Origin of the sequence: Nocardioides ginsengisoli (assembly GCF_039537225.1) — a bacterium.
Lineage (GTDB): Bacteria > Actinomycetota > Actinomycetes > Propionibacteriales > Nocardioidaceae > Nocardioides > Nocardioides ginsengisoli.
The window spans coordinates 19,776-34,911 of sequence record NZ_BAABAC010000040.1 but is presented as its reverse complement, the minus strand read 5'-3'; the positions used below and the strand labels follow the sequence as shown (position 1 = coordinate 34,911).

The window sequence follows — 15,136 nt, the reverse complement described above, 5'->3', positions numbered from 1 at the left end:
ATCCCGGTCAGCACCCACGGAGGAGTCACCCAGATGAACATCCACACCCCGAACCGCCGGACCCTCGTCCGCCGGGGCATCGCCGGCGCCACCCTCGGCGCCGTCCTGCTGTCTGTCGCCGCGTGTGGCACCAGCGGGGCCAGCACGGACCAGGCGCAGCCCAAGGGCGACCCGGCGCTGACCAAGCTGGTCCCGTCGGCGCTCGCCAAGAAGGGCACCATCGTCGTCGGCACCCAGCCCGACTTCGAGCCGGCCAACTTCACGCCGGTCGGCGAGTCGCAGATCAAGGGCTTCAACATCGACCTGATGGACGCGATGGCCGCCAAGCTCGGCCTCAAGGTCGACTGGCAGAAGGTGCCCTTCGACCAGCTGCTGATCGGCATGCAGAGCCACAAGTTCGACGCCACCATCGCCGGCATGACCGACCGCAAGGAGCGCCAGGCGCAGGTCGACTTCATCGACTACCAGGTCGCCGGCACCGTCTTCATGGTGCAGAAGGGCAACCCGAAGAAGATCACCAGCGAGGTCGACGGCGGCTGCGGCATCAAGATCGGCGACGTCAAGGGCAGCGACGCCAAGCGCCTGGTCGACATGATGGCCGCCGCCTGCGTCAAGGAGGGCAAGGCGCCGACGCAGCTCATCTCCTTCCCGAGCAGCAGCGACAAGAACCTGGCGCTCGTCTCTGGCCGGGTCGACGCGATGTTCTGGCCCGACATGGCCGTCTCCGTCATCAACCGCGAGACGGACAACAAGCTGGAGTCGCTGCCGGTGAACTTCGAGCCGAAGGTCTACCTCGGCGCGACGTTCAGCAAGGACGACACGCAGCTTCGGGACGCCTTCTTCGCCGCCCTCAAGGCGATCCACGAGGACGGCACCTACGCCAAGATCCTGAAGAAGTGGGACGTCGAGGTCATCGACCTTCCCACGCCCGGCATCAACCTGGCCACCTCCTGACGATGAGCGCCGCGATGAATCTCGAACGCGTCGCCGCGCCGGTCGCCGGTCGCCTCCCCGAGCAGGGGGAGGTGGACCGGCGGTCGGTCGCCGTCAAGGCCCGCCGTCGCCCGCGCTACGGCCAGTGGCTGACCGCCGTCCTCGCCCTCGCGGCGTTCGCAGCCCTGGTGCGCAGCCAGGCCACGAACCCCAACCTGGACTGGGCCGTCACCGGTCAGTACCTCTTCCACCCGATGATCCTCGACGGCATCAAGATCACGCTGCTGCTCTCGGTGCTGAGCATGCTGATCTCGATCGTGATGGCGTTCGTCGTCGCGCTGATGACCCAGAGCCAGAACAAGGTCGCCTCGCTGATCGGACGGGCCTACGTGTGGTTTTTCCGGGGCGTGCCGATGCTCGTCCAGGTGCTGCTCTGGTTCAACATGGCGGTCCTCTTCCCGCGGATCCTCGGACAGGACACCAACACCTTGATCTCCGGCTTCACCGCCGGTCTCTGCGCGCTCTCGCTCGCCGAGTCCGGCTACATGGCCGAGATCATCCGCGGCGGCATCCTGTCGGTGCCGCCGGGCCAGACCGACGCCGCGGTCAGCATCGGCCTCACCCGGCCGCAGGCATTGCGCCGGATCGTGCTGCCGCAGACCATCCGCGTCATCATCCCGCCGACCGGCAACCAGTTCATCGGCCTGCTCAAGGCCAGCGCTCTGGTCTCGGTCATCGGCGGCAGCGACCTGCTCACCAAGACCCAGCTGATCTACGGGCAGAACTTCAAGATCCTCCCGCTGCTCGCGGTCGCCACGATCTGGTACCTCGCGCTGGTGAGCATCGCCTCCGTGGGCCAGCACTTCCTCGAGCGCCACTTCAGCGCGTCGGCCGGGCACCGCAAGGCCGCAGGCAGCCGCGGTCGCCGTACCCGAAAGGCAACGTCATGAGCACCCTGACCGAAGCCCCGACCATGCTCCGGGTCGAGGGCGTGCACAAGTGGATGGGGCACAACCACGTGCTCCGCGGCGTCGACCTCGAGGTGCGCCAGGGCGAGATCGTCTGCATCCTCGGGCCCTCCGGGTCCGGCAAGTCCACGCTGCTGCGCTGCATCAACCACCTCGACCCCGTCGACGGTGGCGTGGTCGAGGTGGAGTCGGAGCGCATCGGCTACGAGACCAGGCGCGGCACGCTCTACGAGCAGTCCGAGCGGGACGTCGCCAGGGCCCGGCGCAGGATCGGCATGGTGTTCCAGCACTTCAACCTCTTCCAGCACCTGACCGCGCTGGAGAACGTCACCTACGGCCCGGTCAAGGTCCTCAGGCGGCCACGGGCCGAGGCCGTCGCCCACGGGCGCGAGCTGCTCGCCAGCGTCGGGCTCGGGCAGAAGGAGGACTCCTATCCCTCCGAGCTGTCCGGCGGTCAGCAGCAGCGGGTGGCGATCGCCCGGGCGCTGGCCATGCGGCCGCAGCTGATGATGTTCGACGAGCCCACGAGCGCGCTCGACCCCGAGCTCGTCGGCGAGGTGCTTGCGGTCATGAAGCGGGTGGCCGAGGGTGGCATGACGATGGTCGTGGTGACCCACGAGATCGGCTTCGCCCGCGAGGTGGCCGACCGCGTGGTCTTCATGGACCAGGGCGTGGTCGTCGAGGAGGGTACGGCGAGCGAGGTGCTGGACGACCCCCGGCACGAGCGCACGGCGAGCTTCCTGCGACGGGTGCGCTGAGCGCCGTACGAACGGGAGCAGGCATGTCCGTCTGGGCATGCCTGACCTGGAAAAGGGCATTGGACGGACATAGCAGACCGTTCCTACGCTCGGCCCAGGTGGACAAGAGACGAGTTTGGGAGAGTCATGGATTCCTACCCCGCACCGACTGAGCGGGACGCCCTCGCGCTGGACGCTTCGGACACCGAGGGCTCGCTGCGCGGCGAGTTCCTGGTGCCGCCGCACGGCGACGACCGGATCGCGTACTTCGCCGGCAACTCCCTCGGCCTGCAGCCGGCGGCACTGGCCGAGCGGCTCACCGAGGAGCTGACCGACTGGGCGAACCTCGGCGTCGAGGGACACATCGAGGCCCGCCGCCCGTGGGTCTCCTACCACGAGCTGCTCCGCGAGCCCGCGGCCCGGCTGGTGGGCGCACGACCCGAGGAGGTCGTGATGATGAACTCGCTGACGGTCAACCTGCACCTGCTGATGGCCTCCTTCTACCGGCCGGAGGGCGACCGCACGCGGATCGTCATCGAGGACACCACCTTCCCCAGCGACAGCTACGCCGTCCGCAGCCAGGCCGCCTGGCACGGGCTCGACCCGGACAAGACCGTCGTCCGCCTCAAGCCGCGCGAGGGCGAGAACAACCTGCGCAGCGAGGACGTCGTCGCCTTCCTCGAGGAGGAGGGGAGCACCGTGGCGCTGGTGCTGCTCGGCGCGGTCAACTACTACTCGGGCGAGCACCTCGACCTCGAGCTGATCACCCGGGCCGGCCACGCCGCCGGCGCGATCGTCGCCTTCGACCTGGCCCACGCGGCCGGCAACGTCGAGCTCAAGCTGCACGAGTGGGGCGTCGACTGGGCGGCCTGGTGCACCTACAAGTACCTCAACAGCGCGCCTGGGGCGGTGGCCGGCGCGTTCGTGCACGAGCGGCACCTGCAGGACCGGTCGCTGCCCCGGCTCGAGGGCTGGTGGAGCACCGACCCCGCCGTCCGCTTCCAGATGGCGCCCGAGGTCACCCCGCAGCCGAGCGCCGACGCGTGGTCGATGTCGAACCCGCCGATCCTGGCGATGGCGCCGGTGCTGCTCAGCCTCGAGCTCTTCGACCGGGTCGGGATGCCGGCGCTGCGCGAGCGCAGCCTGCGGCTGACCGGCTATCTCGAGAGCCTCCTCGACACGCTCGGCACCGAGCACTTCGAGGTGATCACCCCGCGTGACCCCGCCCGCCGCGGCTGCCAGCTGTCGCTGCGCTCGCACCACATCGACGTGACCGAGCTCGCCGACACCCTGCGCCACCAGTACGGCGTCGTCGCCGACGCGCGTCGTCCCGACGTGATCCGGCTGGCGCCGGTGCCGCTCTACTCGACCTACCACGACTGCTGGCGCGCGTACGACGCGCTGCGCCGGATCCAGGAGTCCGCGTGACCACCGACAAGTCCACCGAGAAGGACGTCACCCTCGTCGGCGCCGGCCTGGCGGGCTGCCTGCTCGCCACCCTGCTCGGGCGCCGCGGCTACCAGGTGACGGTGCTCGAGCGCCGCTCCGACCCGCGGCTCGCGGGCGCCGAGCGCGGCCGCTCGATCAACCTCGCGCTCTCGGCCCGCGGCCTCGACGCGCTGGAGCGGGTCGGGCTGCGCGAGGACGCCCTCGCCGCCGCGCTGCCGATGCGCGGCCGGATGGTCCACCCGCTCGGCGCGAGCCCGAACTTCCAGTCCTACAGCGCCGACGGCACGCGGGCGATCAACTCGATCAGCCGCTCCGGTCTCAACGAGGCACTGCTCGAGACCGCCGAGAAGACCCCGGGCGTCACGGTGCTCTTCGAGTCGCGCGTCGAGGCGGTCGACCTCGACCGGGGCATCGTCACGGTCGCCCGGCCGGACGGCGTCCAGGAGCGGGCCGCGTCGATCGTGCTCGCCTGCGACGGCGCCTACAGCGCCACCCGGCGCGCGGTGCAGTTCCGTGAGGGCGCGAACTATGCGCAGGACTTCCTCGAGCACGGCTACAAGGAGCTCACCATCCCCGCGCGCGACGGCGACTTCGCCGTCGACCCCGGCGCGCTGCACATCTGGGCGCGCGGCGGCTCGATGATGATCGCCCTGCCGAACCTCGACAAGTCGTTCACCTGCACGCTCTTCTGGCCCAAGGAGGGCCCCGGCGGCCTCGCCTCGCTCACCACGCCCGAGGCGGTGCGCGCCCACTTCCAGCGCGAGTATCCCGACGTCGTCGACCTGATGCCGACCCTCGTCGAGGACTACCTCATCAACCCGGTCGGCTCGCTCGTCACCGTCCGCGCCTGGCCTTGGACCGCCCACGGCGCCCGGGCATCCGTCGCCCTGGTCGGCGACGCGGCGCACGCGATCGTGCCCTTCTACGGGCAGGGCGCCAACTGCGCCTTCGAGGACGCCATCGAGATCGACGCGCTCCTCGAGAAGCACGACGGCGACTGGTCGCGCGTGCTCCCGGCGTACGAGGCCGCGCGCAAGCCCAACACCGACGCGATCGCCGAGATGGCGCTGCAGAACTTCGTCGAGATGCGGGACCTGGTCAACTCGCGGGTGCACCGCACGAAGAACACGATCGTGCACGCACTGGAGCGGTGGCTGCCGTCGCTGGTGGTGTCGCGATACGAGCTGGTGTCGTTCTCGACGGTGCCGTATGCGGAGGTGCTGCGGCGGAGCCGGCTGCAGAGTCGGGTGCTGTCCGGCGCGGCGGCTGCCGGTGTGGTGGGTGTGGTCGGCGCCGCGGTGAAGGTGCTGCGGCGCCGCTGACGCGGGTGCAGGAATCCCCGCTTCAGCGGGGATTCCTGCACTTCCTGGCCGATGCAACGGCCAGGAAGTGCCAGTTTTCGTCAGGAAGTCCGGCCTCAGCGCTCCCGCGGCAGCGCCGACGCCTGCGTCCGCAGGTGCTCCAACAGCGCATGCGCGGCCGGCGAGAGCGGCCGGTTCTTGGCACGCGACACGCCGACCGCGCGCCGGATCGACCCGAGCGGCGCATCCAGGACGACGAGCTCGCGGTCGCGCGTCGCGATCAGCTCGGGCAGGACGGCGACGGCGTCCGAGGTGAGCACCAGCTCGCGCAGGGTGAGGATCGTGGTGCACTCGATCCGGTTCGCGGGCAGGTCGACGCCCTCGTGCAGGAAGGCGTCCTCGAGCTCCTGGCGCAGCGTCGTCTGGTCGACCGGCAGCACCCACGGGTACGGCGCGAGCTGCGCCAGCGTCGGCTCCCCCAGCCGGGTGACGGGGTGCCCCTCGCGCACGACGACGCGGATCGGCTCGCGGTAGAGCATGTGCTGCACGATCGAGCTCGGCGCGCTGCCGGTGAGTCGCCCGAGCACCAGGTCGCACTCGCCGGCGAGCAGTGCGGCCTGGAGCGCGTCCGGCGTCGCCTCCCGTACGACGACCGTGAGCCGCGGGTGCGCCTCCTTGAGCGCCACGATCGCGCGCGGCAGGACGACATTCGAGCCGGCCAGGTGGGTGCCGACGGTGACGCTGCCGAGGTCGGCCTGGGCGAGCTGCTCGATCTGCCGGTCGGCCTGGCGCAGCTGCGCGATGACGGCGCGCGCGTGCTCGAGGAAGGCCTCGCCGAAGAGGGTCGGGGTGACGCCGCGGCGGCCGCGGTCGAACAGGCTGACGCCGAGGATGTCCTCGACCTCGCGCAGCCCGCGGGTGACGACGGGCTGGGTGATGTGCAGCGCCTCGGCCGCGGCGGCGAGGCTGCCGGCCTCCTCGATCCGCACCAGGAGCACCAGGTGCCGGAGCTTGAGCCTGCCGTCGAGGAGGCGATCGCTGACCATGCCACCAAGTATGTCCTTCCGGGCATGCCTGATCCGCAAAAGGGCATTGGACGGACATATCTCGCCGTTCTTACGCTCGGCGGGTGGTCAACGAATCAGTACGACGTCTGCAGAGCTTCGTCGACGGCGCCTACATCGACGGCGTCTCCAGCTGGGAGAAGCGCAGTCCCGTCGACGGCTCGCTCGTCGCCGTCGTCGAGGAGGCGGGGGCCGAGCAGGTCGACGCCGCCGTCGCCGCGGCCCGGCGCGCGCTCGAGGGGCCGTGGGGCCGCAGCTCGGTCGCCGAGCGTGCCGCCCTCATGCGCCGGATCGCGGACCGGATCGAGGCCCGCTTCGACGACTTCGTCGCGGCCGAGATCGGCGACACCGGCAAGCCGCTGAAGCAGGCGCGCGAGCTCGACGTGGCCCGGGCGGTCGTCAACTTCCGCTCGTTCGCCGACACGGTGAGCGCGACGGGGCTCGACTCCTTCCTCACCGAGCTGGCCGACGGTCGGCGCGCGCTCAACTACGCGGTGCCCCGTCCGCTGGGCGTGGTCGCGGTCGTCGTCCCGTGGAACCTGCCGCTGCTGCTGCTGACCTGGAAGGTCGCGCCGGCGCTGGCCTGCGGCAATGCGGTCATCGTGAAGCCGTCCGAGGAGACGCCGTCGACGGCGACCCTGCTCGCCGAGGTGATCGCCGAGGCCGGCGCGCCCGCGGGCATCTACAACGTGCTGCACGGCTTCGGGCCCGGTTCCGCCGGCGAGATGCTGACCACCCACCCCGACATCGACGGCGTCACGTTCACCGGCGAGTCCGCGACCGGCGCGGCGATCATGCGCGGCGTGGCGCCGTACGTCCGGCCGGTCTCGTTCGAGCTCGGCGGCAAGAACGCCGCCCTCGTCTTCGCCGACGCCGACCTCGAGAAGGCCGTCGCCGGACTCGGCCGCTCGATCTTCACCAACACCGGCCAGGTCTGCCTGTGCACCGAGCGGGTCTACATCCAGCGCCCCGTGTACGACGAGGTGGTCGCCGGTCTCGTCGAGCACGCGCGCGGCCTCCGGCTGGGCCGCCCCGAGGCCGAGGGCACCACCACCGGACCGCTGATCTCCCGCGAGCACCGCGCCAAGGTCCACGGCTACCTCGACCTCGCCCGCGAGGACGGCGCCGACGTCCTCGTCGGCGGCGGGATCCCCGACCTCGGCGCCGACCTCGCCGACGGCGCGTGGATCGAGCCGACCCTGTGGGCCGGGCTCGACCACTCCTCGCGGGTGCTGCGCGAGGAGGTCTTCGGGCCGGTCGCGGCGCTGATGCCGTTCGACAGCGAGGACGAGGCGGTCAAGCTCGCCAACGACAGCCGCTACGGGCTCGCCGCCGCGACCTGGACCAGCGACCTCGAGCGCGGCCACCGGGTCGCGCAGCAGATGCGGGTCGGCATGTCGTGGGTGAACACCTGGTACCTGCGCGACCTGCGCTCGCCGTTCGGCGGCGTCGGCCTCTCCGGCATCGGCCGCGAGGGCGGCACCCACTCGATGCACTTCTACACCGAGCCCACGAACGTGTGCGTGCAGCTGTGACCGACCCGGACGACGTCACCGACGCCGCCTTCCGCCTGGTCGCGGCCGCCAAGTGGGGCGAGCCCTGCGACCCGGTCCGCGACCTGATCGACGAGGACGACCTGGTCACGGCGTACGCCGTGCAGGCGTTGGTCAGCCGGCACCGCCAGGAGAACGGCCATCGCGTCGTCGGGCGCAAGATCGGCCCGTCATCGTGCTTCGGGACGCTCTTCGACGACATGGCCTACGGCGACCGCCAGCCGATCGCGCTCGGCACCCTGCTGCAGCCGCGGGTCGAGGCCGAGGTCGGGTTCGTCCTCGGGCGCGACCTCGCCATGGAGCGGCCGACGGTGAGCGACGTGATCCGGGCGACCGAGTTCGTGCTGCCGGCGATCGAGGTGATCGACTCGCGGATCTTCGACTGGGACACCACCGTCGCCGACACCATCGCCGACAACGCGTGCAGCGGCGCGTACGTCCTCGGCAGCACGCCGCGCGCGCTGCGCGAGGTCGAGCTGGTCGGCGCGGGCCTCGAGCTGGAGAGCTGCGGCTACGGACAGCTCGGCAACCCCGTCGTCGCGGTCACCTGCCTGGCCCGAACCCTCGCCGCCGCCGGCACCATGCTGCGCGCCGGCGACGTCGTCCTCTCCGGCGCGGTCGGACCGGTCGTCCCGGTCCGCGGGCCCGGCTCCTTCCACGCGCGGATCGCCGGCCTCGGCGCGGTCACCGCGACCTTCGTGGCGGGGGAGGCGGCATGAGCCGGCGCGGGGGCATGATCGAGAGCATCCACCAGACCCACGACTCCAGGGAGAGCCTGTGACCGACATCCTCGAGCTCGCGGCCCGGATCGACCGGGCGCGCCTCGACCGCGTGCCGATCCCGCAGCTGGCGGAGGCCGAGTCCGTCGACCTCGACGCGTCGTACGACGTGCAGAGCGCGGGCATCGAGCTGCGCCGGGGCCGCGGCGAGTCCGTCGTCGGCGTCAAGCTCGGCTTCACCAGCAAGGCGAAGGCCGAGCAGATGGGCGTCTCCGACGTCATCCTCGGCGTGATCACCGACGAGATGCAGGTCGGCGACGGCGACGCAGTCGACCGCAGCCGCTTCATCCACCCGCGGATCGAGCCCGAGGTGGCCTTCCTCCTCGGCGCCGACCTCGACCCCGACGCCCCGGCCGACGACCAGCTCGCCGCCGTCGCGCAGGTCGCGCCCGCGCTGGAGATCATCGACAGCCGCTACCGCGACTTCCGGTTCGCGCTGGAGGACGTCGTCGCCGACAACACCTCCGCCGCCGGCTTCGTCATCGGGCCGTGGCGCGAGCTCGCCGCCGTGCGCGCCGAGCTCGACCTCGCCGACCTCGCCGTCGAGCTGGCGGTGGACGGCGAGCCCGCCGCCACCGGCTCCACCGGCGACATCCTCGGCGACCCCCTGCACGCCGTGGCCGCCGTCGTACGGATGGCGACCCGCTACGGCGTTCGCGTGCCGGCCGGATCGATCATCCTCGCCGGCGCGGCCACCGCCGCCGTCCCCCTGCCCGACCGGCCGGGGGCGGAGGTGGTGGCCTCGGTCGCCGGCCTCGGCCGCGTGTCGGTCACCATCGGGGGCACCGATGGCTGAGGCGCACCTGGTCGCCGGCAAGGCGACGCCGCGGGGACGCTTCCCGCACGTGAAGATCGCGGGCGGCTTCGTCTACGTCTCGGGCACGAGCAGCCGCCGTCCCGACAACACCTTCGAGGGCGTCGAGGTCGACGAGCTCGGCGTGACGAACCTCGACATCCGCGCGCAGACGCGAGCCGTCATCGAGAACATCCGCGATCTCCTGGAGGCGGCCGGCGCCGGCCTCGAGGACCTGGTCCAGGTCACGACGTACCTGGTCAACATGAACGACTTCGGGGGCTACAACGAGGTCTACGGCGAGTACTTCGACCACACCGGCCCGACCCGGACGACGGTCGCCGTCCACCAGCTCCCGCACCCGCACCTGCTCATCGAGATCCAAGCGGTGGCCTGCCTGCCAGGCGCCGACGACCGGAAGGACGACGCATGACCATCCCGCCCGTCATCGACTTCAAGAAGTGGGTCGCCGAGCACGAGCACCTGCTCAAGCCGCCGGTGAACAACCGCCAGATGTGGGAGCCGATGGGTGACTTCATCGTCCAGGTCGTCGGCGGACCCAACCAGCGCACCGACTTCCACCTCGACCCGTACGAGGAGTGGTTCTACCAGGTCAGGGGCGACATGCACGTCAACCTGATGACCGACGACGGTCCGGTGCGCATCGACATCCGCGAGGGCGAGATGTGGATGCTGCCGCGCAACGTCCACCACTCGCCGCAGCGTCCGCAGGAGGGCTCGATCGGCATCGTGATCGAGCGGATCCGCGAGGAGGGCACGCTCGAGAAGTTCGTCTGGTTCTGCGAGTCCTGCCACCACCAGGTGCACGAGGTCGAGCTCCAGGTCCGCGACATCGTCGCCGACCTGCCGCCCGTCTTCGAGCAGTTCTACGGCTCGGTGGAGGCGCGGACCTGCGCCAACTGCGGCACCCTGCACCCCGGCAAGGGCTGAGTCGATGGACCCACGTGGCACCGTCGACGTCCACACCCACTACGTCCCGCGCGGCTGGCCCGACCTCGGCGAGGGACAGCCCTGGCTGCGCGTCGACTCCGAGCGGGACGCGATGATCCTGGTCGGCGACAGCGAGTTCCGCCGGATCCAGAGCGACTGCTGGGACGCCGGCGTACGCCTCGCCGACATGGACGCCGACGGGGTCGCGCGGCAGGTCGTCTCGCCGACGCCGGTCTTCTTCTCCTACGACCTGCCCGGCGCCCAGGCCGCCTCGGTCTGCCGGATCTTCAACGACCTGGCGCTGGAGATCTGCGAGCCCGGCGGCGACCGGCTGCTGCCGTTCGCCCAGGTCCCGCTGCAGGACCCCGACCTCGCCTGCGCCGAGCTCGACCGCGCCGTCGCGGCCGGGCACCACGGAGTCGAGATCGGCAACCACGTGGGCGACCGCGACCTCGACGACGGCGGCGTCGTGACCTTCCTGCAGCACGCCGCGGACGCCGGCGTACCGGTCTTCGTGCACCCGTGGGACATGGCGTCCTCGCCGCGTCTCGAGCGCTGGATGGCGCGCTGGCTGGCCGGCATGCCCGCCGAGACCCACCTGTCGGTGCTGGCGATGATCCTCGGCGGCGTCTTCGACAAGGTCCCGGACACGCTGCGGATCTGCTTCGCTCACGGCGGCGGCTCGTTCCCGTTCTGGCTCGGCCGGTTCGAGAACGCCTGGCACCGGCGCCCCGACCTGATCGCGACCTCGGCGGAGCCGCCGTCGTCGTACGTCAACCGGTTCAGCGTCGACAGCGTCGTCTTCGACCCCCGCGCCCTGCGCACCCTCGTCGACACGCTCGGCGTCGAGCAGGTCATGGTCGGCAGCGACTACCCCTATCCGCTGGGGGAGCGGCCGGTCGGCAAGGTCGTCGACGACGCCGACTTCCTCAGCGACGCCGACCGGGCGGCGCTGCGCTTCGGCAACGCCGAGCGCTTCCTCGGGCTCTAGCTCGCTCGACAGACACGAAACCCCGCCGGGATCACCCGGCGGGGTTTCGTCGTGCTGGTGGGCAGGGGCGGGGTCGAACCGCCGACCTATCACTTTTCAGGCGATCGCTCGTACCAACTGAGCTACCTGCCCAAGCAGTCGCCAACCCTACCGGAGGGTGGGCCCAGGGGCGAAAGCGGCGCGACATCCGGACGTCGTCCGGTGTTCGCCCGCGCGCGCGATGAGTGGGCCGTGCGGCCGGGGGACTATGCTGGCCCGCGCCGCGACGGCCTCGTGCCACCGCGGCGGGCCCCCATCGTCTAGCGGCCTAGGACACCGCCCTTTCACGGCGGGTACGCCGGTTCGAATCCGGTTGGGGGTACGACAGAGGCCCTGCTCGAACGAGCAGGGCCTCGTGCATCACGGGGGCTTCGGCGCGCGGAGCGAGTCCGCCCGATCCCGGCTCAGGCCGCGGGCCGCGCGGCCTTCCCCTCCCGGCGCAGGTGCATGCCCCGCCACCGCACGGCGACCGGCGGCACGAGAAACCTCCGGGCGATCGCGACGTCGTCGTCGCCGTTCGCGCGGGCGGCGAGGAAGGGGGACTCGGGCAGCAGCAGCGCCACCGCGAACTCGTTGGCGTAGGTCTCCTCGGCGCGGGTGCGATGGTGGGCGGAGCGCATGTCGGTGAGCGCCTCCTGCGGGGAGATGGCCCCGCCGCGCTCGACGAGGTGGCCGATCTTGTGGGCGCAGGCGAAGCGCGAGCGCAGCTCGGAGCCGTGGTCGTCGACGACGAGGTCGACGCCGTCGGCCTGGCCGACGAGCATTCCCCAGGCGTGCTCGCCGAGGGGGGCGGTGCGGACCCGGGCGCCGAGGGCGTGCGCGATGGCGCGCGGGTCGACGGACGTCGTACGGGAGGGCCAGTGGTCGTGCAGGATCCGGTCGGCATCGCGCCGGGCGGTCGCGCGGATCTCGTCGATGGTCAGGTCGGGGGGAAGGGGCATCGGTGAATCTCCTCGAGATGAGCCCGCTCACCAACCAAGCGGGCGCTTCCCCCACCGGTCGGGGCACCTCGGGGCGACCTGAGCGGATCGGGCCGGAGTCCTGGACCAGACATCCGATGATCCCGGGTGGTGGGGCCGGAAGTCCCCGGTGTCGACCCCGGCGTCCACCCTGCGGTCCAGCCCGCGGTCCCCCCGCCGGTTTACCCCGCGGTCCACCCCGATCTTCACGGGTGCGCTCCCGATTGGGTGCTGTGACCGCCCATGGGTTAGAGTTCCATCCGCTGCGCACGACAAGTGCAAAGCGAAATCTGGCCCTGTAGCGCAGTTGGTTAGCGCGCCGCCCTGTCACGGCGGAGGTCGCGAGTTCGAGTCTCGTCAGGGTCGCAAGGATCAGGCGGCTTGGATCTGCGGAAACGCGGAACAAGCCGCCTGATGTGTTTTTCTCACGTCCTTCGGGTGCGAGGCCCGAGCCGCTGGCCCCTGGGGCGATCCCGCACAATGGCAGCGTGCCGGTCGAGATGAGCCCCGAGGAGTTCGACGCCCTCGTCGACCGTGCCCTCGACGAGATCCCCGACGAGCTCGCCCGGCTGGTCAGCAATGTCGTGGTCCTGGTCGAGGACGAGCCGCCCGACGACGAGCCCGACGACCTCCTCGGCCTCTACGACGGCGTGGCGCTCACCGAGCGCGACGGCTCGATGCTGCCCCAGCTGCCCGACCGGATCTTCCTGTTCCGCCGCCCGCTGCTCGACATGTGTGCCGACGCCGACGAGCTCGCCGAGGAGATCCGGATCACCGTCGTCCACGAGGTCGCCCACCACTTCGGCATCGACGACGACCGGCTGCACGACCTCGGCTACGCCTGACCCCGGCTCAACGCGCCGCCCAGTACCCCAGCGCCGCCGCGCCCAGCCCGAGCGCGATCGTCGCGCCGGCATAGATCGCGCCGCGCACCACGCCGAGGTCGCGGGTCTGCACCGCGAGCGAGGAGTACGTCGACAGCCCGCCGCAGAGGCCGGTGCCGAGCAGCGCCAGCCCGGTGCCGTCGAGCGACCAGCCCACGCAGGCGCCGAGCAGCAGGCTGGCGAGGGTGTTCGCGGTGAGCGTGCCGTGGTGCCAGTGGCCGTCGAGGCGCTGGCCGAGGTAGTAGCGCAGGGCGGCGCCGACGGCCGCGCCGAGCGCGACGAGGAGAGCCGTCACAGCTCGTCCTCCTCGGGCAGCGGCGGAGCGAGCCGGCCGATGACGGAGACCGCGACCAGGCAGGCGGCGAGCGAGCCGAGCACATAGCCGGCCGCGAGTCCGTAGCAGCCGCGGTCGAGCAGGTCGCGGGTCTGCTCGGAGGCGGCGGAGAAGGTCGTGTAGCCGCCGAGGACGCCGGGGCCGAGCGCCGCCGCCCAGATCGGCGACTGGCGGGCGAGGGGGAGGAGCAGCAGCGCGGCGAGCAGCATCGAGCCGGACAGGTTGATCGCGAAGGTCGTCCACGGGAAGCCGGTGCCGTCGGCCGCGAGCCGGGTCAGCCCGTAGCGCGCGAGGCCGCCGACGGCGCCGCCCGCGGCCACCGCCAGGAGCACGCGCGGGGACGGGGTCATGCCGCCAGGTTAGAGAGCGCGTGAGGGCGCGCCGGAGCCGGCACTGCCCTGCCAGGCGACCGGCGGCGCGCCGACCGACTGTCGGCGGAACTCGCCGAGGAACCAGATCTGGAACGCACGCTGGTCCGGCGAGCGCGGCGCGGTGAGCAGCCGCTGCGCGCGGGAGAACTCGTCGGCGGCGTCGAGCAGGTCGACCAGGCCGCCGATCTGGCGTGCCGCCTCGCGGGGCATGCGCAGTCGCAGGTCGACGGTGGAGCGCCCCTCGTCGTAGGCCGTGTCGACCTGCTCGCGGCCCATGTTGGAGCGCAGCGGACGCTCGAGCGCGTCGAAGTGCTCGGAGAGCACCTTGGCCAGGGGGTAGTCGTCCTCGTGGGCCAGCGCGAGCAGGCGGATCTCGCGGCGCAGGTCGCGGTAGTGGCGCTGGAAGCGGCCGAAGTCGACGACCGGCACGCCGTTGATCTGGACGGCGACCTCGCCGACCCGGGTGTGGTCCTCGGCAAGCGGCGGCGCGCTGTGGGTCAGCTGGTAGGGCGCTCCCGCGCTCTCGGAGAGCTCGGCGGCAGGCTCGAACCAGACCGCCTTGCCGTCCTCCTCGATCTCCGCGCCCCACGCGGTCGAGGCGCGCGAGACGATGTCGAGGCCGCGCCCGACCGTGGTCAGCGCGGCGAGCTGCTCCTCGTCGAGGGCGTCGAAGGCGTCGAGGTCGAAGGCGTCGAGGTCGAAGCCGCCGCCCTGCGTGGCCGGCTGCGGCGCGATGGTCGAGGCGTCGTGGACCTCGAAGCGGGGGTGCTCGGCAGTGCCGCGCAGCTGGAGGCGTACCGGGGGCAGCCCGTGCAGGACGGCATTGGTCACCAGCTCGGAGACGGCGAGCTCGGCGCAGTCGGCGACGTCGTCGCGGCCGATCTGCTGACAGGTCTGGACCACCCAGCGTCGTGCGTCGTGCACGATGCGTGGCCCGGGGGCCAGGTCCAGGGTCTGCCGGTTCTGCACTGATGAACCTTCCAGGGAGTGGGTGAGGTCCCGATCCCGAGTGCGATACCCCGCTCGATCC

Annotated in this window: 17 protein-coding genes and 3 tRNA genes; 14 read left to right on the top strand and 6 right to left on the bottom strand. The window is 71.6% G+C overall.

Annotated features, from left to right (window positions below; translation table 11 throughout):
- Window positions 1-33 precede the first annotated feature (33 nt).
- The 5 genes from AB4880_RS20690 (at window position 34) to AB4880_RS20670 (ending at window position 5,409) form a co-directional block, all read left to right on the top strand.
- Window positions 34-954: an ABC transporter substrate-binding protein gene (locus tag AB4880_RS20690; RefSeq protein WP_367921100.1), complete on the top strand. Its 921-nt coding sequence runs from the start codon at window positions 34-36 to the stop codon at window positions 952-954.
- Between the two features lie 14 nt (window positions 955-968).
- Entirely contained in the window at window positions 969-1,883 is a 915-nt protein-coding gene (locus AB4880_RS20685) for an amino acid ABC transporter permease (protein ID WP_367921099.1), read from the top strand.
- Window positions 1,880-2,659 (top strand): amino acid ABC transporter ATP-binding protein, encoded by a 780-nt coding sequence (locus AB4880_RS20680; RefSeq protein WP_379229073.1) that lies wholly within the window; start codon window positions 1,880-1,882, stop codon window positions 2,657-2,659. The genes AB4880_RS20685 and AB4880_RS20680 overlap by 4 nt, the downstream gene beginning before the upstream one ends.
- A 126-nt stretch (window positions 2,660-2,785) precedes the next feature.
- A complete protein-coding gene (gene kynU / locus AB4880_RS20675; RefSeq protein WP_367921098.1) occupies window positions 2,786-4,066 on the top strand; it encodes a kynureninase in 1,281 nt (426 codons plus the stop codon).
- On the top strand, window positions 4,063-5,409 hold the full coding sequence (locus tag AB4880_RS20670; RefSeq protein ID WP_367921097.1) for an FAD-dependent oxidoreductase: 1,347 nt from the start codon (window positions 4,063-4,065) through the stop codon (window positions 5,407-5,409). Before kynU ends, AB4880_RS20670 begins: the two co-directional genes overlap by 4 nt.
- A 95-nt stretch (window positions 5,410-5,504) precedes the next feature.
- Here the strand turns inward: AB4880_RS20670 and AB4880_RS20665 are convergent, their stop codons facing one another.
- Complete coding sequence (locus AB4880_RS20665; RefSeq protein ID WP_367921096.1) at window positions 5,505-6,434, bottom strand: LysR substrate-binding domain-containing protein; 930 nt, start codon at window positions 6,432-6,434, stop codon at window positions 5,505-5,507.
- Window positions 6,435-6,517: 83 nt separating this feature from the next.
- On the opposite strand from AB4880_RS20665, the gene AB4880_RS20660 reads away from it, so the two are divergent.
- Genes AB4880_RS20660 through AB4880_RS20635 form a run of 6 tightly spaced genes read left to right on the top strand, consistent with a single transcriptional unit; the run spans window position 6,518 to window position 11,519 of the window.
- The gene (locus tag AB4880_RS20660; RefSeq protein WP_367921095.1) at window positions 6,518-7,987 is read left to right on the top strand and encodes a 2-hydroxymuconic semialdehyde dehydrogenase; all 1,470 of its coding nucleotides are present in this window, start codon (window positions 6,518-6,520) and stop codon (window positions 7,985-7,987) included.
- Window positions 7,984-8,724, top strand: a complete 741-nt coding sequence (locus AB4880_RS20655) for a 2-keto-4-pentenoate hydratase (protein ID WP_367921094.1) — start codon at window positions 7,984-7,986, stop codon at window positions 8,722-8,724. Before AB4880_RS20660 ends, AB4880_RS20655 begins: the two co-directional genes overlap by 4 nt.
- 58 nt (window positions 8,725-8,782) lie before the next feature.
- Window positions 8,783-9,580 (top strand): 2-keto-4-pentenoate hydratase, encoded by a 798-nt coding sequence (locus AB4880_RS20650; RefSeq protein WP_367921093.1) that lies wholly within the window; start codon window positions 8,783-8,785, stop codon window positions 9,578-9,580.
- Window positions 9,573-10,010, top strand: coding sequence for a RidA family protein (locus tag AB4880_RS20645; protein ID WP_367921092.1), 438 nt, complete (start codon window positions 9,573-9,575; stop codon window positions 10,008-10,010). Before AB4880_RS20650 ends, AB4880_RS20645 begins: the two co-directional genes overlap by 8 nt.
- Window positions 10,007-10,528, top strand: a complete 522-nt coding sequence (locus AB4880_RS20640; RefSeq protein ID WP_367921091.1) for a 3-hydroxyanthranilate 3,4-dioxygenase — start codon at window positions 10,007-10,009, stop codon at window positions 10,526-10,528. The genes AB4880_RS20645 and AB4880_RS20640 overlap by 4 nt, the downstream gene beginning before the upstream one ends.
- Window positions 10,529-10,532: 4 nt before the next feature.
- Window positions 10,533-11,519 (top strand): amidohydrolase family protein, encoded by a 987-nt coding sequence (locus AB4880_RS20635; RefSeq protein WP_367921090.1) that lies wholly within the window; start codon window positions 10,533-10,535, stop codon window positions 11,517-11,519.
- 55 nt (window positions 11,520-11,574) lie between these two features.
- Here AB4880_RS20635 and AB4880_RS20630 read toward each other — a convergent pair.
- Window positions 11,575-11,651: transfer RNA gene (locus AB4880_RS20630), tRNA-Phe, on the bottom strand.
- A gap of 156 nt (window positions 11,652-11,807) precedes the next feature.
- Here AB4880_RS20630 and AB4880_RS20625 point away from each other — a divergent pair.
- Window positions 11,808-11,880: transfer RNA gene (locus AB4880_RS20625), tRNA-Glu, on the top strand.
- A gap of 82 nt (window positions 11,881-11,962) precedes the next feature.
- Here the strand turns inward: AB4880_RS20625 and AB4880_RS20620 are convergent.
- Entirely contained in the window at window positions 11,963-12,499 is a 537-nt protein-coding gene (locus AB4880_RS20620; protein WP_367921089.1) for an ImmA/IrrE family metallo-endopeptidase, read from the bottom strand.
- Between the two features lie 310 nt (window positions 12,500-12,809).
- Between AB4880_RS20620 and AB4880_RS20615 the strand changes: the two genes are divergently transcribed.
- Together AB4880_RS20615 and AB4880_RS20610 are read left to right on the top strand one after the other, a co-directional pair.
- A tRNA-Asp gene (locus tag AB4880_RS20615) sits at window positions 12,810-12,883 on the top strand.
- Window positions 12,884-13,005: 122 nt separating this feature from the next.
- Entirely contained in the window at window positions 13,006-13,362 is a 357-nt protein-coding gene (locus tag AB4880_RS20610) for a metallopeptidase family protein (RefSeq protein WP_367921088.1), read from the top strand.
- Window positions 13,363-13,369: 7 nt separating this feature from the next.
- Here AB4880_RS20610 and AB4880_RS20605 read toward each other — a convergent pair whose 3' ends face one another.
- The 3 genes from AB4880_RS20605 to AB4880_RS20595 are packed head-to-tail and all read right to left on the bottom strand — an operon-like array spanning window position 13,370 to window position 15,075.
- The gene (locus AB4880_RS20605) at window positions 13,370-13,696 is read right to left on the bottom strand and encodes a CrcB family protein (protein ID WP_367921087.1); all 327 of its coding nucleotides are present in this window, start codon (window positions 13,694-13,696) and stop codon (window positions 13,370-13,372) included.
- The gene (locus tag AB4880_RS20600; protein WP_367921086.1) at window positions 13,693-14,085 is read right to left on the bottom strand and encodes a fluoride efflux transporter FluC; all 393 of its coding nucleotides are present in this window, start codon (window positions 14,083-14,085) and stop codon (window positions 13,693-13,695) included. The genes AB4880_RS20605 and AB4880_RS20600 overlap by 4 nt, the downstream gene beginning before the upstream one ends.
- A gap of 9 nt (window positions 14,086-14,094) precedes the next feature.
- Window positions 14,095-15,075 (bottom strand): ATP-binding protein, encoded by a 981-nt coding sequence (locus tag AB4880_RS20595; protein WP_367921085.1) that lies wholly within the window; start codon window positions 15,073-15,075, stop codon window positions 14,095-14,097.
- Window positions 15,076-15,136 lie beyond the last annotated feature (61 nt).